The organism is Glycomyces luteolus, assembly GCF_027622875.1.
GTDB lineage: Bacteria > Actinomycetota > Actinomycetes > Mycobacteriales > Micromonosporaceae > Glycomyces > Glycomyces luteolus.
The window spans coordinates 97,335-118,427 of sequence record NZ_JAPZVP010000011.1; the positions used below are offsets into that span (position 1 = coordinate 97,335).

A 21,093-nucleotide genomic window follows, 5' to 3' on the forward strand; every position below is an offset into this window, starting at 1 on the left:
ACAAGAATGGCCGCTGGCCGAGTGCCCCGCGTACATGATGGGGGCTATGCTCGAGGAAATTTAGATGATGTGACAACTAGTTCGGATTGCGGGTGGTCCCGATGAGCAATGTCGAAGCGGCTCCGGAGGCGATGCAGTGCGCGGCCGAGGCCGACGGCGCGACCGGGGTCGAGGTGCTCACGCCGCGCGAGGTGCCGCTCGGCGGTCCGCGCGCCCTCGAAGTGCGGCGCACGCTGCCGCAGCGGGCCCGGACCCTGATCGGGGCCTGGTGCTTCGCCGACCACTACGGCCCGGTGCGGGTCCCGGCCACGGGCGGCATGGACGTCCCGCCGCACCCGCACACCGGACTCCAGACCGTGAGCTGGCTCTTCGCCGGCGAGGTCGAGCACCGCGACACCCTGGGCAGCCACGCGATCATCCGCCCCGGCGAGCTGAACCTGATGACCGGCGGCCTCGGCATCGCCCACTCCGAGGTCTCCACTCCGGACACCGCCGTCCTCCACGGCGTCCAGCTCTGGGTCGCGCTGCCCGAAGCCGACCGCGACGCCGGCCGCGACTTCCAGCACCACGTGCCCGAGCCGGTGCGGCTCGACGGCGCCGAGATCCGGGTCTTCCTCGGCTCGCTCGCGGGCGACACCTCCCCGGTCCGGACGTACACGCCGCTGCTGGGCGCCCAGGTCGACCTCGAACCGCACGCCGCGATCACCCTCGACGTCGACGCCGGATCCGAGCACGGCCTGCTCGTCGACAGCGGCGAGATCCGCCTGGGCGGCACGGTGATCCGCCCGGCCGAACTCGGCTACCTGGCCTCCGGCGTGGAAGTCCTGACCCTCTCGAACTGCTCGGACGAACCGGCCCGCGCGATCCTCCTCGGCGGCCCGCCGTTCGAGGAGGAGATCGTCATGTGGTGGAACTTCATCGGCCGCAGCCACGACGACATCGTCCAGGCCCGCGAGGACTGGGAGGCCGGCTCCGACCGCTTCGGGACGGTCGAGGGCTACCCCGGCCGCCGCCTCCCGGCGCCGCCTTTGCCGAACGCGGTCATCATGCCGCGGCGCAACCCTCCGGCCCGAGAGCGGGCCGAGGCGCCGGGCGAGCCGGTGGTGCGACGGGTCGACGCCGAACGGCTCTACGAGATCGCCGTGGACGGTGTCCGCGCCGGACTGACCGCCTATCGCGACCGCGGAAATCAGCGGATCTTCTACCACACCGAAGTGGACAAAGCGTTCGCCCGCAAGGGCCTCGCCTCGGCACTGGTCGAGGAGGCCCTGGCCGATACGCGGGCGGCCGGGAAGCGCACCGTCCCCGTCTGCCCTTACGTCGCTCGGTTCATCAAGAAGCACTCCGAGTTCGACGACGTCGCCGACCCGGTCGCGGCCGAGCTTCTCCAGTGGCTGGAAGTCGAACTCGCCTCGCAGGGCTGAGGAGGCGGGCTAATCGCCGGGCCCCTTGAGCCCGGCGAGGTGGTCGCGGAGGGTCTCGGCGATGTCCCGTGCGGCGGCCAGCTGCCCGGGGGTGAGCGCGTCGATGAAGAGCTCGCGGATGGCATGGAAGTGCGGGACGCTCGACCGGCGCAGGGCATCGTGGCCCTCGTCGGTGAGCACGGCCTCGGCACCGCGGTTGTCGCCCGCTGCCGTGTCGCGCGTGAGGAGTCCGCGCTTCTCCATGCGGCCCAGGTGATGCGAGAGTCGACTGCGCTCCCAGCCGATCGCGTCCGCCAGGTGCGAGGACCGGAGCCGCCGGCCCGGGGCCTCGCTCAGCTCCAGCAGCACCCGGTAGTCCCCGACCGAGATCCCGCTTTCGGCCTGGAGCCTTCCGGCGAGGGCCGTGCGCAGGTCCTCGGTCGTCTCGATGAACACGCGCCAGCTGTCGAGCTCGGTACGGGTGAGCGCGCTGCGGCCCTTCCGCTGGGACATCGGAACCTCCGGAGATACCTGATTGACACGTCAATGTTAGGCGCCCCGCGGTGGGCGCCGGACGAGGTCGCGACGAGGCTCGGCCGGTGGTTCGCGGATCAGAAGGCGTGGGGTCCGAAGCGGCCCCAGGCCAGGACGGTGGCCAGGACCAGCAGGATCACGTTGAAGACGATCGCTTGGCCCTCCTTGCGGCGGCCGTGCGTGATGGCCGCGCCGGCCATCAAGACCGCCAAGCCGGCGGCCGCCAGCGGCACGAGCACGGTGGCGAAGTCGATCACCGCGGGAACGATGAGCCCGACGGCGGCCAACACCTCCAGGGCACCGATCAGCTTGATCACCCCGGGGTCGAAATCCGCGGCCCAGCCCATGCTGGGGGAGGAGAGCAGCTTCTCCTTCGACTGCGCCAGCTTGTTGAAGCCCGCGAAGGCGAAGAACAGGGCGAGCAGGCCCGCCAGGATCCAGAGGACGATGTTCATCGGTCACACCTCACGATAGTTATTTGATGCATCATGTATCCGATCTCGAAGATGCATGACGTATCAATTACCCTAGCGCTTAATAGATGATGCGTCAACTAAGAGGTGCTGTAGGCAACTGGAGTCCCCGCAGGCGTTCGACCCGGCCGTCGAATCCGAGACCCGCACCGATACCATGCCCTCTGAGCGACGCCATCCAGGTGCCGTGCGAGGGGACTCGCGATTGGGAATCCGTTCGCATTGAGGAACACCTTGCATCCGTTGACGATCGCTCTTCACCGCCTCTCGGCCCCCAGTCAAGGGCTGCCGCAGACGCGTACCTTCCGAGGCGAGCACCGCGCCCATCAGCACCCGCAACCGTTGCCGGGCATGGCCGTGCCGCGCCCCGCGCTCGACGGACCGCGCTGAGTCCGGGACGCGATCCCAAATGAACCCTGAAATCGAGGTGAGTACCGTGACCGACCTGACCATGCAAGACGCCCTGGCACGCCTGACTACTTTCTGGAGTGGCCACGGTTGTCTCACCGTTCAGCCGATGAACACCGAGGTCGGAGCGGGAACCCTGAACCCCGCGACGTCACTGCGGGTGCTCGGACCGGAGCCGTGGAAGGTCGCCTACGTCGAGCCGTCCGTGCGGCCCGACGACGCCCGGTACGGCGACAACCCAAACCGCATCCAGATGCACACCCAGTTCCAGGTCATCCTGAAGCCCGAGCCCGGGAACGCCCAGGAGCTGTACCTGGAGTCCCTTGCGGCACTGGGCATCGACACCAGAGCCCATGACATCCGCTTCGTCGAGGACAACTGGGCCTCGCCCGCCCTCGGCGCCTGGGGGCTGGGCTGGGAGGTCTGGCTCGACGGGCTGGAGATCACCCAGTTCACGTACTTCCAGCAGTCGGGCGGCGTCGCCCTGGACCCGGTCTCCGTGGAGATCACCTACGGAATGGAGCGCATCCTCATGGCGCTCCAAGGGGTCACGCACTTCAAGGAGATCGCCTACGCCCCCGGGATCAGCTACGGCGAGATCTTCGGCCAGGGCGAGTACGAGATGTCGCGCTACTACCTCGACGACGCCGACATCGCCACCCACCGGGAGCTCTTCGACCGCTACGGCGACGAAGCCGCACGCATGGTCGAGCTCGGCCTGCCGATCCCCGCGCATGTCAACGTACTGAAGATGTCGCACGCGTTCAACGTGCTCGACGCCCGCGGAGCGGTCTCGACCTCCGACCGCGCCACTGCCTTCGCCCGGATGCGGAGCCTCGCCCACGAGGTCGCCGAGCAGTGGATCGCCAAGCGCGGCCAGGAGGGCTTCCCGCTCGGCACCGTCGCATCTGAGGGCAAGGCGGCCGCGGGGTCCGTCGTCGTTCCCGCCGACACCGATCCGCAGACCGCGGTGTTCGAGATCGGCGTCGAGGAGATGCCGCCCGCCGAAGCGCACGCGGCCAGAACCCATGTCGAGCAGCGCCTCCGGGCACTGCTCGACGCCGCGCACCTCGATCACGGCGACGTGGCGGTGCATGCGACCCCGCGTCGGATCGTCGCCCGCATCGAAGCGGTCGCGGCGTCCGAACCCGACCGGACAGTGACCGTGCGCGGGCCCAAGACCGCCGCCGCATTCGACGCGGACGGGAACCCGACCAAGGCGGCCCTCGGCTTCGCGCGTTCCAACGGCGTCGACGTCGCCGACCTGACGACCGTCGAGGCCGCGGGAGCGACCCATGTCGCGGTGGTCCGCGTCCAAACCGGCCGCCACGCGCTCGAGGTCCTCGCGGACCTCATCGGCGACATCGCCGTCGGGCTGCGTTCCGGCAAGAACATGCGCTGGTCCGACCCGAACCTGACCTTCACCCGTCCGATCCGCTGGCTCGGCGCGATGTGGGGACCGCATGTCGTCCCCGCCGTCGCCTCCGGGCTGGCCGCGGCGGACCTGACCCGGGCCCACCGCTCATCAGATGAACCGGTCCTGCGGATCGCCCACGCCGACGACCTCGCTTCGGCATTGGAGCGCAACGGCATCGTGCTCGACGAGAGCCTTCGGCGTCGCATCATCGTGGAGCAGGCCGCTGACGCGGCGCGCGCGGTGGACGGCACGATCGATTTCGATGCCGAGGCGGCACTGGTCGATCAGGTGACATTCCTGGTCGAGCAGCCCGTGGCGGTCCTGGGGTCCTTCGAGGAGTCCTACCTGGACCTTCCTGACGAGGTCCTCACCTCGGTGATGCGCAAGCATCAGCGCTATTTCCCCGTTCGCGGCCAGGACGGGGCGCTGCTGCCGCACTTCGCGGCCGTCGCGAACGGCCCGATCGACGAGCCGACCGTCCGTGCGGGCAACGAAGCCGTGCTCCGTGCCCGCTTCGAGGACGCCGCGTTCTTCTACCGCGCCGACCTGAAGACGCCGATCGAGGAGATGCGGCAGCGGCTCGGCCGGCTCGCGTTCGCCGACCGGCTCGGCTCCATCGCCGACCGTGCCGACCGCATCAAGGCGATCGCCCTCAGCCTGGCCGACGCCGCGGGCATCGCGGACGACGACCGGCGCGTCCTCACCGAAGCGGCGGCGCTGGTGAAGTTCGACCTCGGCTCGCATCTGGTCACCGAGATGACCAGCCTCGCCGGGACGCTCGCACGCACCTACGCCCGGGCGGCCGGCAGGGACGACGCCGTCGCCGAAGCGCTTTTCGAGGCTGAACTGCCCCGCCACGCCGGGGACCTGGTCCCCGCGAGCACGGCCGGGGCGTTGCTGGCGCTGGCCGACCGCCTCGACTTCTTCGTGGGCCTCGGCTCGACGGTGGGCATGCCGACCGGCTCGAAGGACCCCTTCGCGCTGCGCCGAGCCGCATTGGGCCTCATCGCCGTCCACCGCTCCGCCGCTCCCGCGGTCGCCGGTGTGTCGCTGCGCGAGGGCATCCGCGTGGCGGCTTCGGCGCAGCCGGTCGAGGTGACCGCCGCGCATGCGGACGTCATGGAGGGGTTCCTGCGGGATCGACTCGCGCAGCAGCTCATCGATGAGGGTCACCGCTTCGATCTGGTCGCCGCGGTGCTGCCGCTGGCCGACCGCCCCGCTCTCGCGGAGGTGCGCCTCGGTGAGCTCGAATCCGAGGTCGGCACGGACCGCTTCCGTCGTCTCGCCGCCGCGATCCAGCGCGTCAGCCGCATCCTGCCCTCGGACGCCGCACCGGTGTCGGAGTTCGGTCTCCTCACGGCCGCAAGCGAACAGCGGCTCATCGCCGAATTCGATCGCTCAGCGGGCGCCGATGGCGGACTGAGCGACTGGATCGCACTCGCCGCCGGTCTGCCCGAGGCCGTGGACGCCTTCTTCGAGGAGGTCCTGGTGATGGACCCGGATCCGCAGATCCGGTCCCAGCGCCTCGGCCTCCTGTCCGCCCTCGACCGGAACGCGGCCTCCCGCCTGGACTGGAGCGCCGTCCAGCTCTGATCGCGGGCACCCTCGGTCCGGGGGGGCTGGATCAGGTTTCGGACTCGACCGTCCAACTGCGACGGTGCAGTCCGGGAGGCAGCACTTCGGTGCCTCCGGCGGGGTCTTGGAGGAGCCCCTCGGCGCCGATCGGCACTCGAATCTCGGCCTTGACGAGGTCCTCGGTCCGGGACCAGTCGATCGACGCCCGCCCGTAGGGGGTGTCGCAGGCGGCCTGCGCCGCAGTGACACCGGTGTCGAATCCCGGTCGGTACCGGATCGAGCGCCAGCCGGGGGCCGCGGCGCTCATGCCCGCGATCGTGCGGTGCATCCAGTCGGCGACGGCGCCGAACGCGTAGTGGTTGAAGGAGGTCATGTCGCCGGGGTTGACCTCGCCGCTGGGCAGGAGGCTGTCCCACCGCTCCCAGATCGTGGTGGCGCCCATGGTGACCGGATAGAGCCACCCGGGGGCGGTGCGCTGCTGGAGCAGGGCGAGCGCCACGTCCAGGTGGCCGGTGCGGGTGAGCGCATCGAGCAGGACGGGGGTTCCGAGGAATCCGGTGGTGAGGTGGTCGTCGGCTTCGCGGACGAGTTCGGCGAGACGCCGCCCGGCCGCGGCCTCCTCCTCGGGATCGAGCAGGTCGAACATGATCGCGATCGCGTAGGCGGTCTGGGAGTCGGAGGACAAGCGCCCGGGGCCGGTGCGGTAGCGCGAGCGGAACCCGTTGCGCGCCAGGGACGCACGTTCGGAGAGGTCGGCTTCCTGCTCGAACCGCAGTTCGGCCGCCATCGCGGCGAGGACGGCGGCCGAACGCGCGTAGTAGGCGGTCGCGACCAGGTGCGGGTCGGTCAGGCCGTTCGCCGGGTCGTCGGGCGGGGCGGTCGGGTCGAGCCAGTCGCCGAGCTGGAAGGAGCCGTCCCACACGTGGTCGTCGCCGGCGAGTCGATGTTGGAGGTCGGCCCAGGCGGCCGCGCTCGGCCACTGCCGACGCAGGAGGTCCGCATCGGCGAAGCGCTGGTGCAGCGCCCACGGGACGAGCACGGCGGCGTCACCCCAACCGGCTCCCGGCTCCGGCTTCCAGCCGGGGATGGAAGGGACGTACCAGGGCACGGTCCCGTCGTCGTGCTGCTCGGCGGCGACGTCCTGGAGCCAGGAGCCGAGGAGCCCCGCGCAGTCGTAGAGGAACGCCGCGGTGGGGGCGAACACCTGGATGTCACCGGTCCAGCCGAGGCGCTCGTCCCGCTGCGGGCAGTCGGTGGGCAGGTCGACGAAGTTCCCTCGCATGCTCCAGACGACGTTCTCGTGGAGGCGGTCGAGCAGGGGGTCGGAGGAGGAGAACCAGCCGGTCCGTCGCATGTCGGTGTGCAGGACCCGCGCGGTGATGCGGCCCTCGACGGGCGCATCGCCCCAGCCGGACACCTCGGCATAGCGGAAGCCGTGGATGGTGAACCGGGGCTCCCACGTCTCGGTCGGCCCGCCCTTGCGGGTGTACCGGTCGGTGGCGAAGGCGCCGCGAAGCGGCCTCGTGCACAGTTCGCCGTCCTGGTCGAGGACTTCGGCGTGGCGCAGCTGCACCGTTTCGCCCGCCGCGCCCTCGGTGGTGATCCGGATGCGGCCCACCAGGTTCTGACCGAAGTCGAGGATGAGGCGGCCGTCTGCGGTGCGGCGGATGTCGACCGGTTCGATGGCCTGCGTGCATCGCACCGGGGGACCGGTCGGCGCCACAAGAGCGTCGAACGCGAAGTCGCGCTTGGCGACCGGGGCCCACCCGGTGAGGCCGGCGCCGGGGCTCGACCACTGCGGGACTTCGTCACGGGCGTCATAGGCCTCGCCCTCGAGCAGTCCGCTGGTGAGGATGGGGCTGCGCTCCGCCCACCAGTCGGGGCCGGTCGCGATCACGGTCCGGGTGCCGTCGACATGGGTCACTTCGAGTTGGGCGGCGAAGGCGGTCCGCTCTCCGTAGAGGTTCGTGTGCCCGCCGCCGAATCCCAGTCGGCCGCGGAACCAGCCGTCGGCCAGGAACGCGCCGATGGCGTTGCCGCCCTCGCGGACCAGCCCGGTGACGTCGTAGGTGTAGTACCGCAGCCGGTGCCCGTAGCTCGTCCATCCGGGGGCTCAGCTCGTCGTCGCCGACGCGTCGGCCGTTGATCTCGGCCTGGTAGAGGCCGTGAGCGGTGGCGTAGAGCCGGGCCGAGGCCACGGGCGAGGAGAGTTGGAACTCGCTGCGCAGCAGCGCGGGTCGGCGCATCGCCTCGGGGTCCTCGTCCCAGGCCGGTCCGATGGCGACGGCCTGCCAGTCGGACGGCTCGAGCAGCCCAACCTCTACTGTGGTCGGCGGGCTCCATTCGCTCGCTTCGCCGTCGGCGCCGAGGACGCGGACGCGGACCGACGCGCGCTGCCGGGAGCGGAGCGGCTCGAACGGCCAGTCGAGCAGCACCGATCCGCCGCCTTGCACCGCTCGGGTCTGCGGCCGGCCGTCGAGATCGAGTTCGATCAAGGCCTGCTGCTGTCGCCAGCCTTCAGGGGCGGCGGAGACGACCCAGCTGATCCTGGGACGGGCCTCGCCGATGCCCAGCGCCTCTCGATGGTGTTCGAAGGTCGGTGCTTCGACGACCGGGTGGTTCACGGGATGGCTCCTGTCGGGGGTGGGACACGCGGGGGATCGGGGCCGGGTCGGGTACGGGGCAGGACCCGCCGGTTGAGGAAAAGATACAGCAGCAAGTTACCGGTGACATCGGTGCAGATCACGGCGCGATGAGACCCCGGCCGGTCGCTTCCACGACGTGGAGGTCGTCGTTGTACTCGGTGGCGCTGAAGGTCATCTCGGGCATGGTCGGAGGCGTTCCGGCGCCGGAACCCTCATCCGGCTGCTGACCGCAGCCGCTCAGCAGGAGGACGGCCGCGGCAAGGACGGTGAGTCTCAACATGCGTCTGAGACGCGCCCACGGCGATCGCGGTTCCCGCCACTCCGGCATTTGAGCCGATCGGATCATCGGCTGCGCAATTCGAGTCAAATGCGAGTACGCTCCTTGACTCCGGTCCGAACCCGTGCATAGCATCAGTCCCGCAAGGGAAATGCTCTGAAATCCACCTGATTGGACGAAGACGTGCCTGATCGAGCATCCGGCACTGCCGGCAGTCTCCGCCCGCTTCGGCTGCGGGCGCTGATGACGCAGGAGGAGCTCGCCTCGAAAGCGGGCGTGGGGATCCGAACGATCCGCGACATCGAGTCCGGAAAAGTGCGCCCCCAGCCGCGGACCTTGCGCCTGCTCATCGAGGCGCTGGGGCTGGACGAGGGGGATCGGGCGCTGCTCACCGCGTCCCCGGGCCGGACCGCGGCGGCGGCTCGCGAGCTGCCGCACGCGCTCGCCGGTTTCGCGGGCCGGGAAGCGCACTTGGACGCGATCGTGACCGCGGCGGGCGACGGCGCCGCAGTCGTCGCGGTGCACGGCATGGCAGGCGTAGGGAAGACCTCGCTCGTAGTGCAGGCCGCCCACGCACTCGCTCCTCGGTACCCCGACGGGCAGCTCTTCGTCGACCTCCACGGCTTCACATGCGCCCCAGGGCCGCGCCCGGGCCCGGCGTCGATGCTGACGCGCCTGCTGCGCCGCCTCGGCGCGCACGAGCGAGACCTCCCCGAAGCGATCGACGAACTCACCGCGCGCTACCGCAGCGCCGTCGCCGACCGCCGTGTGCTCCTGGTGCTCGACAACGCCGCGAACGCGGAGCAGGTGGAGGCACTGCTGCCGGGGACGCCGGGCAGCCTCGTGCTGGCGACCAGCCGCCGCGATCTGTCCGTCCTGTCCGGCGCCTACTCGGTACCGCTCGAACCGCCGCCCATGCGCGAGGCCGTGGCGATGCTCGGCGCCGGAATCGACCGGATCACCGAGGAGGAGGCCGCCGCGATCGCGGAGCGCTGCGGGCGCCTGCCGCTGGCCATCGGTCTGGCGGCGGCCCGCCTGCGCAGCCGCCCCCTCTGGCGGGCCGCGGACCTGCTGGCGCGGCTCGACCACGAGGACCGGCTGTTCAGCGAACTCGACATGGGCCACCGCGGTGTCGCCGCGGCGCTGCGCGCCTCGTACCTCGAACTCGACCCAAACCATCAGCGCCTGCTCCGCCGCCTCGGCCTGCTCCCCGGCGACGACCTGGACGTCCACGCGGCCGCCGCGCTGTGCGGGGACGACGAGGAGCGCGCTTCGGCGATGCTGGAGTCTCTTGTGGACATCCACCTGTTGGAGACCCGTACACCCGGGCGGTACCGGCTGCACGACCTGGTGCGGCTCTTCGCAAGCCGACTCGCCAAGCTGGAGGACACCAAAGCCGAACTGGACGCGGCCTCCGTCCGGCTGCTCGGCGTCTACCTGCACTTCGCCTACCAGGCCGCGGCGAAGCTGCATCCGAACAAGCGCCGATTCACCGAAGGCGCGGCCGCGCACGACACGGGCCTCTCCGGCTTCGCGGACCAGGCAGGCGCGCTCTCCTGGTTCCAGGCAGAGCGCAGCAACCTGGAGGCCGCCGTCACCGCCGCGGCACACGCGGGGCGAAACGAGCAGGCCTGGTACCTGGCCGCGGCGTTCAACGCGTTCTTCGTGCACGACTCCGACATCGGCCCGCACGCCACGGTCAACCGGATCGCGCTCGACATCGCCCGTCGCACCGGGGACGGCCGAAAGGAAGCGTTCACGCTCGGAGACGCGGGGCGGCAGCTGCTGGCGGCCGGCAGGCACCGCGAGGCGATCGACTGCCTCGAACGGTCCGTCGCGCTCAAGCTCGACCTGGGCGAGAACGGCGACGCGGCCCTGACACTTGCCAACATCGGCATCCTCTACCGGCGCTCCGGCCGGTTCGCCGAATCGGTGGCGGCGCACGAGACCGCGCTGGCTCAGGCGGAAGCGGCCTCGGACACGGCTGCTGCCGCGCTCATCAGGACGAACATGGTCGTCCCGCTGCTGCGGCTGGGGCGCTTCACAGAAGCCGAACTCCAGTTGGCGGAGGCGGAGCGGCGGCTCGACGCCGGGGACGACCACTACCGCATCCGCATCGAGGTCTTCCGCGGAGTGCTGGTCCGCGAGCGCGGCGCTCCAGCGGAAGCCGCGACCGTGCACGCCGAATGCCTTGAGGCCTACCAAGGTGAGAGCATCAAGGCCGATATCGTCGCAACGCTCATCGAACTGGCCGAGGACCTGCTGCGCCTCGGCCGCGTCGACGAGGCCACCGCCCACCTGGACCGGGCCGTCGAGAACGCGGTGAAGCTGGCCGACCCGTCGCTGGAGCGGACCGCCCGGAACGGCCTCGGCCGCGCGCTCACCGCCGCAGGCCGCCCCGAAGCCGCGATCAGCGAGCACGAGCGGGCGGCAATGCTCGCCGAGTCCCATGAGGACACCTACGAACTCGCTCGGGCGCACCACGGCCTCGCCGAAGCCCAGCGGCTTCGAGGCGACCAGCCCGCGCTGCGGCGGCACCTGGCCCTCGCCGTCCGGGGGTACGCCCACTGCGGGGTGCCGGAGGCAGCGGTCGCCGAACAGCCGGACCTCGTCGCATTGGGGTGAGCGACCGCCGGCCCGCGGCGACAGTGATGTTGCGCCACATCGGCATCAACCTGGAGGCGAAGGCCGCCTCCCGTCATGGCGCCGACCCGATCCCGCGTCCGTAGCCCCGACGATCGGGGTCCCGGTCAGGTTCGCAGCGGTGGTCGGGGCGAGCGTCGGCGACGGATAGCCGCCTTCATGCACCGAGAGGTGCATGGCGGCCAACGGATCCAGCGGCGCCCGGTGATCTCGGACTGACCGATATTCATCCTACTTGTCGGTAATAGCGCGATTTACCGTGATCTGGATCATGGGCAATTGACATTCATTCTCGGCTTGATTGAAACTTCTAGTACTCCGAAACTTCCGCTCGCCTAATGGGAGAGCGGACCGGGCGCGGCCGCGGTTGGGTCGGCCGCGCCTACGGCTCCCCGCCGTGGCAGTCGACCGCCGACCCCACAGCCGGCCCCGCCTCCGAACCTCACGCTGCCGGGTTGCGGTCGGAGGCGGGGTCTTTCGCACGCCACTCCCGCAACCCGGGCCCACCGAGTCCCCGCCGATGCGGCTCCGCATCAAGCGCTGCCGAGGCCGATCGGTGCTGCGCGGATCAGTCCCCGACACGTCGATAGCCGTCGACGGGCAGGTAGTCGAGCGAGGTGACCTTCACCGTGTCGCCCGGTTTGGAGGCGTGGACGACCTGATTCCCGCCGACATAGATCGAGACGTGGCCCAACCCGTGTGAGAAGACCAGATCTCCCGGAGCCAGCTCACCGCGGCTGACCGGTTCGGACTGAGCCCATTGCGATTGGGACGTGCGGGGAAGGGACACGCCCGACCGCGAATAGGCGGCTACGACCAGCCCCGAGCAGTCGTAGGCGTTCGGGCCGGTCTTCCCTGAACCGTACGGCTTCCCCACCTGGTCGTATGCGAACCCGACGACTGAGCCCGTGTTGGCCGGGGCCGGTCCGGGGTCCGATGAAGTCGCGCTCGAGCGGACGGCCGCCTCCTCGCGGTCGCGGTCGCGGTCGCGGTCGCGGTCGCGTTCGCGCTCCTCTGCCTCCTTGAGCGCGCGTCGCGCGGTTCGAATGTCCGCGGACAGGTTTTCGGACCGGTCGGTGAGCCGGGTGAGCATTGGAGCGATCACGTCGAGGCGCTCGCCGGCCCGCTCGGAGGCCTCGTAGCGGAGCGCTTGCTCGGTCCGCAGGTCCGCCAGCGGCTCGAACTTGCTCGAGAGGTCATCGCTCGCGGCGTCGATCGCTTCGGTAGCCAGCGTGAGCTGGGCCTCGATCGTGCCGAATTCCTGATTGGTCTGCTCGATGAGAGCGCTCAGTCTCGACTGTTCGGCGGTGAGTCGTTCCGCTTCATCCTTGACGGAGGCGCGGTCTTGCACGAGATCGTCTACGTATGCCCGGATCTCGGAGCTGTCGGCCCGGGCGAGGTCGATGTCGTCAGCGTGCGCCGGTGTCGCCGCGACGACCATTGCCGCCGTGACGTGCGCCAACGTCAGCGCGGTCATCCTGCGGACCGTCGCGGCCCGCGCGAGTGATCGACGCGGCCGCGGATCGAGATCGGGTTCGATGTGTTTCAACACGGAGATAGTCATCCTTCAGGCGCCTCGCAGGGGACTGTCGGCGGATCCGGATGGCACGCAAGGTGATTGGATTGCGCGTTCGATTGCGATGGTATTCATGAATGTCCTCCCTGTCGCGATCCGGCAGGCCCTCGGATGAGGATGCCGCTCGCTCCCTACGCTGACGCGGGTGTGAGACATTGGAAGGAGTTTTCGGAAGTTCGATACGCCGAGTGCCAGTCGTCGTATTGTGACCGGTTTGCAACACTTCACACGTTTGCTCAGCTCGCCTGGGCAGGAGGTGTGCATTGTTCGCGACATTTGATTCGCGAGGGTCACTTGCGCTTCGGAGGCCGGCGGGCCGTCCTGAAGTGCTAGAGCGCCTGCGGCTGTTTGAACTGGCGGTAGGGCTCGCACTCGCCGGTCGAGGAGTAGACGAGCTTGTAGCCGTTGCCGGAGAGCGTGTCGAACCCATCGCCGGGGCAGACCTCCTGGAAGCGTCCCCAGTCCCCACCGGAGTAGCCGACCAGGTAGTAGTCGGGCGCCAGGAGCGCCTCCTCGATCGCGGCGATATCGGCCTCGGGCAGGGCCGGGAGTCCGGCGGTGCCGGCGCCGTTCGGGAGTCCCTTGAAGACCTCGGGCGTGATCGTCGCGCCGGGCTCGAGGGTCTGCTCGATCCTCCAGAACGACTGCACGATGCCGCAGCCGACCTCGGGGTCGGTGATCTCGATCGGATCCCCGAAGATGATGTCGAAACCGTTGTCGCAGATGACGGACCCGTTGTTCCAACCGGTGACGAGGAAGAACGTCGGCGTGCTGAGCGGCGCGGTGACGCCGGCGACCGGTGCGAGCTCGATCGCGCGGCCCTCGGTCCGGTTCACCATCTCCACGTTGGTATCGACACCCAAGTACAGCGAGGCCTCCCCGGGCTTGTCGGCGACCGCGTCCTGGACGACCTCGGTGACGTCGTGGTCGATGACGAAGTCGAACTGGTAGCCGTCGATGTCGGTGACCGTGACGGTCTCGGAGAACGTGGCGAGCGCAGCAGGTTCGGGCGGAGGGGCGGAGGACTCTGCGGCCGTGGACGACTCGGCTTCGACCGGGCTCGCGGACTCGATCTGGCCGGGGGGATGGGAGGTGGAGCAGGCGGCCAGGAGGGCAGCGGAGAGCAGGACGGGCATGGGCAGGAGCCATCGGCGTGGCATGGGCGTTCCCTAACGTTGTGAGTGCCGGCTGGGCCGGGTCGGGCTTTTCGAGGATCGTGTTCGAAGGAGCGGGCGTCGGGTTGCGCGCCCGCTTCAGACTTTGTAGAGGATCGATGTCGCGGCCGCAACGCCTTCGATATCGCTGGGCAGCAATGAGTCGAAGTACTGGAAGTAGACGGTGCCGCCCTCTCGGTGCTGCAGTGAGATCAAGCTGCCCTCGGCGCATCGGCTGTCAGGGTCGTCGGTGATGGTCTGCTCGAGGACCAGCGTCGCCTCCTCCGCGTCGATCGATTCCATGGTGAGGGTGCCGCTGCAGCCGAGTCCCGGGTAGCGGATGGTGCCGACCTCCCCTTCGGCATACTCGCCGAGGCTGAGGTCGACCTCGTATGCCGTCGCGGCGTCGGGATCGAAGACTTCGCCGTGCCAGTCGCCGGGGTACGGGGCGTAGATCTCCGCGTTCGTGGGCGGAACGGCGGCCGCGGATTCGGCGCTTGCGACTTCCGGGTCTATCAGAGCGAGGCAGTAGAAGACGTCTTGATCGGTCTCTGGCCGTACCCGGCGGTCGACTCCTGTGGCGGAGCAGATGTTGCTGCCGTCGTCGTCGTCGATGCCGACGATCTCGTAGTCGTCCGCCGCCGCGTCAGCGCATTCGATGAACTCGTGGGAGTCCTCACCGACGCGGACGCAGTCGCCGACGCCCGGCAGCGCGTTGTATCGAACGATCGCGATGCCGACGGCGGCGGCGATGACCGCGATGCCCGCTGCCGCGGCGAGATACCGGCGGTTCTTGGTCTTCTTGGTGGATCGCATCAGACCGTGCAGGGCCGACTGCGCCTGCCCGCTCAGACCGGGGGCGGCCGCCCCCGGCGCGTGCCGTGATGCTCGGTCGAGCATCACCGCATGCTGCAGGCCCGCGCCCTTGTATTCGCCGGACGCGGCCTTGGCCAGTTCGGCAAGCATGCCGGCGTCGCCGAAGTAGGGCTCTCGCAATCGCGAGTACGGCGGTGCACCGGCGTTGAGCTCGAGCACCGCGGCCGGGCCGCGTACCGTGCGATCCGAGGTCAGGGACGTCTGGAGTCTGGCGGCCGCGTTGAAGGACTCGACCGCCGCGGTGCGGTTGTTCGCGCACCACTGGGCTTGCGCGAGCTTTTCGTGGGCCTCCGCGAGTTCGACGCGACGCTCGATCTCCGAGCCTTCGCGGGCGTCGATGTCGTTGCTGACGCGCTTGAACCACCTGATGGCGGCCTCTCGGCTCCCGTTGGTCCACAGTGCGACGGCGAGGTCTTTCATGATCTGGATGTGCTCTGGCGGTTTGACGCCGACCAGCGGCGGCTGCTCGATGTTGAGGGACCTGACGGCCTCGTGCAGGAGTTCCGCGGCCAGCACGGTTTCGCGCAGGCGCCAGACATGAAGCGCCAGCATCTCGAGTTCGGAACCGTATTCGGGCAGAAACTCCTTGCGGGACTCCGCAATCAGACGGCGCAGGCCACAGAACGCACGAATCTGGTCTACTTCGGAGAGGTCTCCTACGGTCGTCTTTGCGAGGAACTGGGCGGACTTGACACGTGCGACGATCTCGCGGAGCGTCGAGCCGGCGATGTTCGGGTAGTCGAGGCGGAGACGGACGGCGTGGCGGACCGCGGTGAAGCCGTCCGCTTTGCGGCCCCGGAGCATGCTCTGCTCGGCGAATGCGTCGAGGAGCTCCAGGTATCCGTTGCAGAGGACGGCGAAGTGCTCATCTGCTCCGTGCTCCCTGACGCCGTCGGTCAACCGCGTCGCGAGTTCCGCGAAATCGCCGGACGCCGCCATCGCGGTGAAGCGTTCCAGCCCCCAACCGATGGGGCGCGATGCGGTGACGCTCTCTCGATCGCGTCCCGCGAGTTCCGCGGTGATCAGTTCCAGCGCGCGTTCAGGTTCGTCCGTCCGGAGGAACCCGTGGAATACGGCGTCGACGTGCTCCCCGTACTGCGGGTACGGATCGAGGTCGCCGGACCCGTTGATCCACGAGACCTGCTGGAGCGCGGTCCGCGCGGGGAGCCACGCTTCCTCGTCGATCAGGGTTTCGACGAGCGATCGCAGGCCGGCGCAGAGCGCGGCCTCGTCACCGGCATTGCGGTGGTGCTGGTTCGCGAGCTCGAGGAGGGCGCGCTTGAGATCGGCGAGCTCGGGGCGGTCGAGTCCTTGCGGCAGGGCGGTCTTCGCGATGACCCTGACCGCGGTCGCGTCGTCGTGGAGTTCCCGGAGTTGGGCGGTGAGGAGTTGCGCGACGGTCAGATCGTCGTGGCGCACGGCTTCGTCGACGGCCGTCTCGATCAGCTTGGGCAGGCTCTGGCCCAGCACTTCCGAGATCGAGCCGAAGGACTCGCCTCTGCGGGTCAGCGTCTCGAAGGTCAGGCGCAGGGCCTTCTGGAAGTGCGCTCGCGCATGCGGGTAGTGGTCGCGGGTGAGCGACAGGATGTGGAGCATCCTGGTGAAGTGCCGGTCCTCGAGCGGGAACTCGAAGAGGTCTTCGAGGATCTGGTCGAGGTCCTCGACGCTGACCAGGAGGTGCTCGGAGACCAGGTCGGGCTCGATGGGGGCCGCGCGCATCGGCGCCATCGCTTCGAGCGGGCCGAAGCCGGGGTAGAGGCGGATGACCGCGGCGGCGGCTTCGCGGCGTGCGATGTTGTCCTGATCGGACCATAGGCTCGACGCCTTGAGGAAGTCCTGGGCCTGTTTGGCGGTGGGTTCGGTCAGCGTCATGATCGCGACCGCGTGCAGGGCCTGCGAGCTCTGGTCGGGGCGGTGGCCCGCCGTGACAGTCAGGTTCGGTTCGCCCGTCCAGCGCATGGTCCGCTCGCGTTGGACGAGGTAGTCGAGCAGTTCGTTCTGGAGCCGGCCGGCGGGGGCGCCATAGGGCAGGTTGGATTCCCGGGCGGCGAGGAGCGCGGCTATGTGGACCAGGAGCGGCGATTCGAACCGCTGGTCCAGTATCGGGAAGAAGTGTTCCGCCGGGGGGCGCCCCTCGGCGTCGGCCGGGAGGAACTGCCGGTACGCCGCGGCGAAATGCAAGCGGCGCATGGTGTCGTCGAAGGCCTTCTCCGAGAGCCGGGTCTCCTTCTGAATGCGCATCTGGCGGGCCATGCCGGCGTTGACCTGTTCGAGCCAGTTCGCGGTCGAACGCGAGACCAGGAGGATCCGGACGGAATGGGCCACACGGGAACCCAGTGCGTCGAGGCGCGAGAGGAGCCGCGCGACCTTGGACGCGATCGTCGGGCGCTCGACGTAGTCGAACACGATGAGCGTCGGACGGCGGGGCACGTACCCGTCCCAATCGGCGAGCTCGTCCTCCCGGGCGAACCCGGCCTCCCAGCCTTTCGACGCGGCCTGGAGGCGGCAGCACAGCTCGGACGCGAGCCGGGTCTTCCCCGCACCGCCTCGGCCCGTGAGGATGCGGACGGAGACATCGCTCCCGGCGTCGTCGGGGCGGTCGCACCAAGCCTCGAAATCCGCGAGGGCCTCGCCGTGGCTCTCCTCGATGAAGTCGACCTGCCCGTACCGCGCCGTGATGAGCTTGAAGTCGGTCTCCTCGCCGAGCTGCTCGACCGCGGGCTTGATGACGGGATGGTCGGCGGAGACGGACCGCAGTCGGGGTGTGCCCAGGTGGGCGCGGATGCCGGGCTCTCGCAGGATGACCGAAGCGGGCACGATGCCGAACCGGCCGACCCATTTGGTCGCGACTGAGGCGACGACGCCGAGTAGCAGCCCCGCCTCGTCGCGGACGACGGCGCCGGAGAGGCCCTGCCAGTCCTGCAGGGCCGTCGGCTGCGGCGATGTCACATTGAGCACCATCCGGTTCAAGGACATGCCTTCACCGGGCGTGAAGGTCCCTTGGACGGCGGTGAGGTGATACGAGAGGTCGTCCTCCATGGACGCCCGCGGGAACCCGATGCAGGACACCGGCACGGCCCCGATGAACCCGTCGTATTCCGCCCACACGGGCGGGGGACCGAACGCGGACCGGAGGCCCTCCACGCGGAGCAAGGCGACATCGGGTGCCTCGGCGGACCGCTCATTCGATGGCGGCCAGAGCACTTCTGCCACCCGCCAGCCGTCGTCATCGGAAGCGCGCTTCACAAGGGGAGGCTGATCGCCGAGGAGGCCGTGGGCGGAGGTGATCACCAATTCGTCGGTGAGGATGCATCCCGACTGCGTTCGCTCCCGCCGCTCATTGCCGGAACGGTAGGGGATCTTGATCTCGACGATGCGGACGGCCTCGTCGCTGAGGTTCAGATCGGGCATGGTGTTCCGCCCGGTCCGTTCAGTTGTTCAAAGGATCGTGCGTGACGATTCGCCTTTCGGGCGGTGCCGCGCCGTCCGCCGCCAATGCCAGTGACGCGGTCGTGCCGTCGCCCTTCCTTGTCATCGGCGCCAGCGTGAGACGCAGGCGATGGGTGTTCGCGCTGTTCTTCGAACCGTTGGCCCCCAGGTTGACGAACCATGCCGCGAAGGTCCCGTTCGCGCCGCGGGACGAGCCCGCTTGGACGGTGAGTTCGAGTTCGAGATCGCGGATTTCGAAGACCAGTTCCTCGTCCTGATCGGCAATCGCCTTCTTGAGTTCTTCGCGCAAGCCGGCAATGGCCGAGCCCAAAGGGATTTGTTCCATTGGAAGGAATCCGATCTGAAGGAGGGGTGGGCGACCTTCGAACTCCAGGCAGTCCTGGATCGTCGAGCCGCTGCGGTTTCGAAGCCGGGAGGCAATATTAACCGCTCGCGTTCGTGTCGGCGGTACGCGGATCCCGCAATCGTCGCCACGTGAGGACGGAATGTAATCATGGGGGCCAAAGCGATCCAGAGTGAATGGCAGTGGCAGGGCGGCACCGTTCGATGCCGCCCGGCCGCTTCGGTCCTTCAGCGGTTCCCCGCTTGCCTCATCCGGCCGCTGGAGGGATGTTCTGGTTGGCGTGGAAGAAGTTCTCGGGATCGTAGGCGTGCTTGATCGAGGCGAGCCGGTCGTAGTTGCCGCGGTATGTCGATTGCACGCGCTCCGGACTCTCTTTGGACCCGAGGAAGTTGACGTAGGAACCGCCCATGGAATGCGGATGCAGATCCGTCGAGTAGTCAACGGCCCATTGGCGGATCAAGGCGGCGTTGGCCGGGTCGGGGTCGATTCCGCCGATCACCGCGGACCAGACGGCGTCCCGGTACGCCCAAGCGGTCTCGTCCGCACCCACCCGGTGGGCGGCCCCGTCCACCGGGTAGAGGTGCATGGTCGAGGACTCGGTGGGCAGGCCGTGGCCGTACCGCTCGTGCACCTCGATCGCCTCGTCGGAGATCGTGTCGAAGAAGGCGCCGCGCCAGTACCATTGCAGCCCTTTCGGAATCAGCTCGTCGAACATGCTCTGCAAGGCGGGGTAGGGCATCGGCGCGGTGAAGTGGAAGGCCGGCGGAGCCGGATCGTTCGCCACCGCCAGGACTTCCTCGAGGCGGCCCTCTTCCAGATCGCCGGTGTAGCACCAGACCACCGCGCACATCTTCTGCCCGTGGATCGGCTCCGGGAACGGCGGCCCGGGCGGCACCGTCAGGAGGGCGAAGAACCCGTTGAGCTCTTCCGGCGCGGCGGGGAGGAACTCCCGGTACCACCGGAGGATCTCCTGGGTGCGGTCGACGGGCCAGACGGTCAAGCCGACCCCGACGTTGCTGACCTCGTTCAGCCGGAAGGTGAACGACGTGACGACGCCGAAGTTCCCGCCTCCGCCTCGCAGCGCCCAGAACAGGTCCGGATGGTTCTGTGCGGAGGCGGTCACGAAGGTGCCGTCGGCGAGCACGACATCGGCGGCCATCAGGCTGTCGATCGTCAGGCCGTACTTGCGGGTCAGGTGGCCGTGCCCGCCGCCCAGCGTGAGACCGCCGACTCCGGTCGTCGACATGATGCCGGAGGGTATGCCGAGGCCGAACGTATGCGCCGCATGGTCGAGAGCGCCCAGCTGAGCACCGCCGCCCACTTGCGCGATGCCCGCACCGGGGTCCACCCGAACCCAGTTCATGGGGGAGAGGTCCAGCGTGAGTCCGTCGTCCACCAGGCACAGGCCCGGACCGCTGTGCCCGCCCCCGCGTACGGCGAGATCGACCTCGACGTCCTGCGCGAAGGCGATCGTGGCCCGCACGTCGGCGACGTCGGCGCATTGCGCGAACGCGGCCGGGCGTCGGTCGATCATGGCGTTGTAGATGCTGCGGGCATCGTCGTAGCCTGGATCCCCTGGGGCGATAACGGGTCCGCGCAACGCTTCTCGCAGCCTGTCGAGGTTGGTCCCGTTGATGCTGCCCATGGTCGAATGCCTCCATCGGGATTTCGGATGACGAATGGCGGTCCGATTGCGCCGCGTACGCCTCGGCTCAGGCGGGGAGAGCGATCGTTCGTGCCGCGAATCATCCGACCTGAGTAGGTCTCGGCTCCCGGCCTGGCGATATTGACGCTACTTCACGTTCGGGGATCCAGTCCCGCATTTCGGCACAATGCCCGGCCCCGCCGACGTGGGCGACCTGGAACTTTGCGGCCTTGAAGGCGTCAATGCACTGCAGTTCCGGTTGGCCTCGGCCGGTCGGGCGGGCAGAATCGGGGAGTCGAGGAGGACTGAGGATGAACGTCAATGTGGACCGATCGAGCGTCGCCATGGGCGACGACGTGTACGCGCACGCCGAGACGATCGACCTGCCGGAGTCGAGCACGATCGCCGAGGCGGTCGCCTACCTGCGGCAGCGGCGGTTCCTCGCCGCTATCGCCGGCGGGCGCGCGACCTGGCTTCTCGAGGTCAACGGCAGCCCCGCGGCCGTGATCGCGCAGCAGTGGGCGGAGCCGAAGTTCCTCACCGACCCCTCGGACACGCTCGGCTCCTTCGGAAGCGAGGTCTCGCTCATGTTCCGCTACCGCGCGCAGATCGACCCCGATGACCTCTTCGACACCCTCGAGGCAGGAGAGGCCGGGCCTGAAACCTGAGATGGC

13 protein-coding genes and 1 pseudogene are annotated in these 21,093 nt (G+C 69.2%); 4 read left to right on the plus strand and 10 right to left on the minus strand.

Going from position 1 to position 21,093, the window contains the following annotated elements; all coding sequences use genetic code 11:
* Positions 1-101: 101 nt before the first annotated feature.
* On the plus strand, positions 102-1,424 hold the full coding sequence (locus O1R50_RS15155) for a bifunctional pirin family protein/GNAT family N-acetyltransferase (protein ID WP_270110928.1): 1,323 nt from the start codon (positions 102-104) through the stop codon (positions 1,422-1,424).
* 9 nt (positions 1,425-1,433) lie between these two features.
* Here O1R50_RS15155 and O1R50_RS15160 read toward each other — a convergent pair whose 3' ends face one another.
* Together O1R50_RS15160 and O1R50_RS15165 are read right to left on the minus strand one after the other, a co-directional pair.
* Complete coding sequence (locus O1R50_RS15160; RefSeq protein WP_270110929.1) at positions 1,434-1,916, minus strand: MarR family winged helix-turn-helix transcriptional regulator; 483 nt, start codon at positions 1,914-1,916, stop codon at positions 1,434-1,436.
* Between the two features lie 98 nt (positions 1,917-2,014).
* A complete protein-coding gene (locus O1R50_RS15165; RefSeq protein WP_270110930.1) occupies positions 2,015-2,392 on the minus strand; it encodes a DoxX family protein in 378 nt (125 codons plus the stop codon).
* Between the two features lie 454 nt (positions 2,393-2,846).
* On the opposite strand from O1R50_RS15165, the gene O1R50_RS15170 reads away from it, so the two are divergent.
* Positions 2,847-5,828: a glycine--tRNA ligase gene (locus O1R50_RS15170; protein WP_408612705.1), complete on the plus strand. Its 2,982-nt coding sequence runs from the start codon at positions 2,847-2,849 to the stop codon at positions 5,826-5,828.
* A 31-nt stretch (positions 5,829-5,859) separates the two neighbouring features.
* Here the strand turns inward: O1R50_RS15170 and O1R50_RS26380 are convergent, their stop codons facing one another.
* The 3 genes and pseudogenes from O1R50_RS26380 to O1R50_RS15185 all read right to left on the minus strand — a co-directional run bounded on the left by O1R50_RS26380 (position 5,860) and on the right by O1R50_RS15185 (position 8,735).
* A complete protein-coding gene (locus O1R50_RS26380) occupies positions 5,860-7,893 on the minus strand; it encodes an alpha-L-rhamnosidase (protein WP_408612708.1) in 2,034 nt (677 codons plus the stop codon).
* Positions 7,894-7,951: 58 nt separating this feature from the next.
* Positions 7,952-8,434, minus strand: a pseudogene (locus tag O1R50_RS26615) (glycoside hydrolase family 78 protein); the annotation flags it as partial.
* A gap of 118 nt (positions 8,435-8,552) precedes the next feature.
* Complete coding sequence (locus O1R50_RS15185; RefSeq protein ID WP_270110931.1) at positions 8,553-8,735, minus strand: hypothetical protein; 183 nt, start codon at positions 8,733-8,735, stop codon at positions 8,553-8,555.
* Positions 8,736-8,915: 180 nt separating this feature from the next.
* On the opposite strand from O1R50_RS15185, the gene O1R50_RS15190 reads away from it, so the two are divergent.
* Positions 8,916-11,357, plus strand: a complete 2,442-nt coding sequence (locus tag O1R50_RS15190) for an ATP-binding protein (RefSeq protein WP_270110932.1) — start codon at positions 8,916-8,918, stop codon at positions 11,355-11,357.
* Between the two features lie 586 nt (positions 11,358-11,943).
* Here O1R50_RS15190 and O1R50_RS15195 read toward each other — a convergent pair.
* The 5 genes from O1R50_RS15195 to O1R50_RS15215 all read right to left on the minus strand — a co-directional run bounded on the left by O1R50_RS15195 (position 11,944) and on the right by O1R50_RS15215 (position 20,419).
* Complete coding sequence (locus tag O1R50_RS15195) at positions 11,944-12,852, minus strand: C40 family peptidase (RefSeq protein WP_270110933.1); 909 nt, start codon at positions 12,850-12,852, stop codon at positions 11,944-11,946.
* Between the two features lie 428 nt (positions 12,853-13,280).
* Positions 13,281-14,111, minus strand: coding sequence for a hypothetical protein (locus O1R50_RS15200; RefSeq protein ID WP_270110934.1), 831 nt, complete (start codon positions 14,109-14,111; stop codon positions 13,281-13,283).
* Positions 14,112-14,204: 93 nt separating this feature from the next.
* Entirely contained in the window at positions 14,205-18,392 is a 4,188-nt protein-coding gene (locus O1R50_RS15205; protein ID WP_270110935.1) for a S1 family peptidase, read from the minus strand.
* Positions 18,393-18,411: 19 nt separating this feature from the next.
* The gene (locus O1R50_RS15210) at positions 18,412-18,756 is read right to left on the minus strand and encodes a trypco2 family protein (protein ID WP_270110936.1); all 345 of its coding nucleotides are present in this window, start codon (positions 18,754-18,756) and stop codon (positions 18,412-18,414) included.
* Between the two features lie 265 nt (positions 18,757-19,021).
* Positions 19,022-20,419: an FAD-binding oxidoreductase gene (locus tag O1R50_RS15215; RefSeq protein WP_270110937.1), complete on the minus strand. Its 1,398-nt coding sequence runs from the start codon at positions 20,417-20,419 to the stop codon at positions 19,022-19,024.
* Positions 20,420-20,730: 311 nt separating this feature from the next.
* Between O1R50_RS15215 and O1R50_RS15220 the strand changes: the two genes are divergently transcribed.
* Complete coding sequence (locus O1R50_RS15220) at positions 20,731-21,087, plus strand: hypothetical protein (protein ID WP_270110939.1); 357 nt, start codon at positions 20,731-20,733, stop codon at positions 21,085-21,087.
* Positions 21,088-21,093: the final 6 nt, after the last annotated feature.

What these genes read in the sequence shown, in the direction of transcription:
- O1R50_RS15160 (WP_270110929.1), bottom strand. Translation starts at nt 1,916, where the DNA reads ATGTCCCAGCGGAAGGGCCGCAGCGCGCTCACCCGTACCGAGCTCGAC.
- O1R50_RS15185 (WP_270110931.1), bottom strand. Translation starts at nt 8,735, where the DNA reads ATGTTGAGACTCACCGTCCTTGCCGCGGCCGTCCTCCTGCTGAGCGGC.
- O1R50_RS15165 (WP_270110930.1), bottom strand. Translation starts at nt 2,392, where the DNA reads ATGAACATCGTCCTCTGGATCCTGGCGGGCCTGCTCGCCCTGTTCTTC.
- O1R50_RS15210 (WP_270110936.1), bottom strand. Translation starts at nt 18,756, where the DNA reads ATGGAACAAATCCCTTTGGGCTCGGCCATTGCCGGCTTGCGCGAAGAA.
- O1R50_RS15200 (WP_270110934.1), bottom strand. Translation starts at nt 14,111, where the DNA reads ATGCCACGCCGATGGCTCCTGCCCATGCCCGTCCTGCTCTCCGCTGCC.
- O1R50_RS15220 (WP_270110939.1), top strand. Translation starts at nt 20,731, where the DNA reads ATGAACGTCAATGTGGACCGATCGAGCGTCGCCATGGGCGACGACGTG.
- O1R50_RS15205 (WP_270110935.1), bottom strand. Translation starts at nt 18,392, where the DNA reads ATGCCCGATCTGAACCTCAGCGACGAGGCCGTCCGCATCGTCGAGATC.
- O1R50_RS15195 (WP_270110933.1), bottom strand. Translation starts at nt 12,852, where the DNA reads ATGACCGCGCTGACGTTGGCGCACGTCACGGCGGCAATGGTCGTCGCG.
- O1R50_RS15215 (WP_270110937.1), bottom strand. Translation starts at nt 20,419, where the DNA reads ATGGGCAGCATCAACGGGACCAACCTCGACAGGCTGCGAGAAGCGTTG.
- O1R50_RS15155 (WP_270110928.1), top strand. Translation starts at nt 102, where the DNA reads ATGAGCAATGTCGAAGCGGCTCCGGAGGCGATGCAGTGCGCGGCCGAG.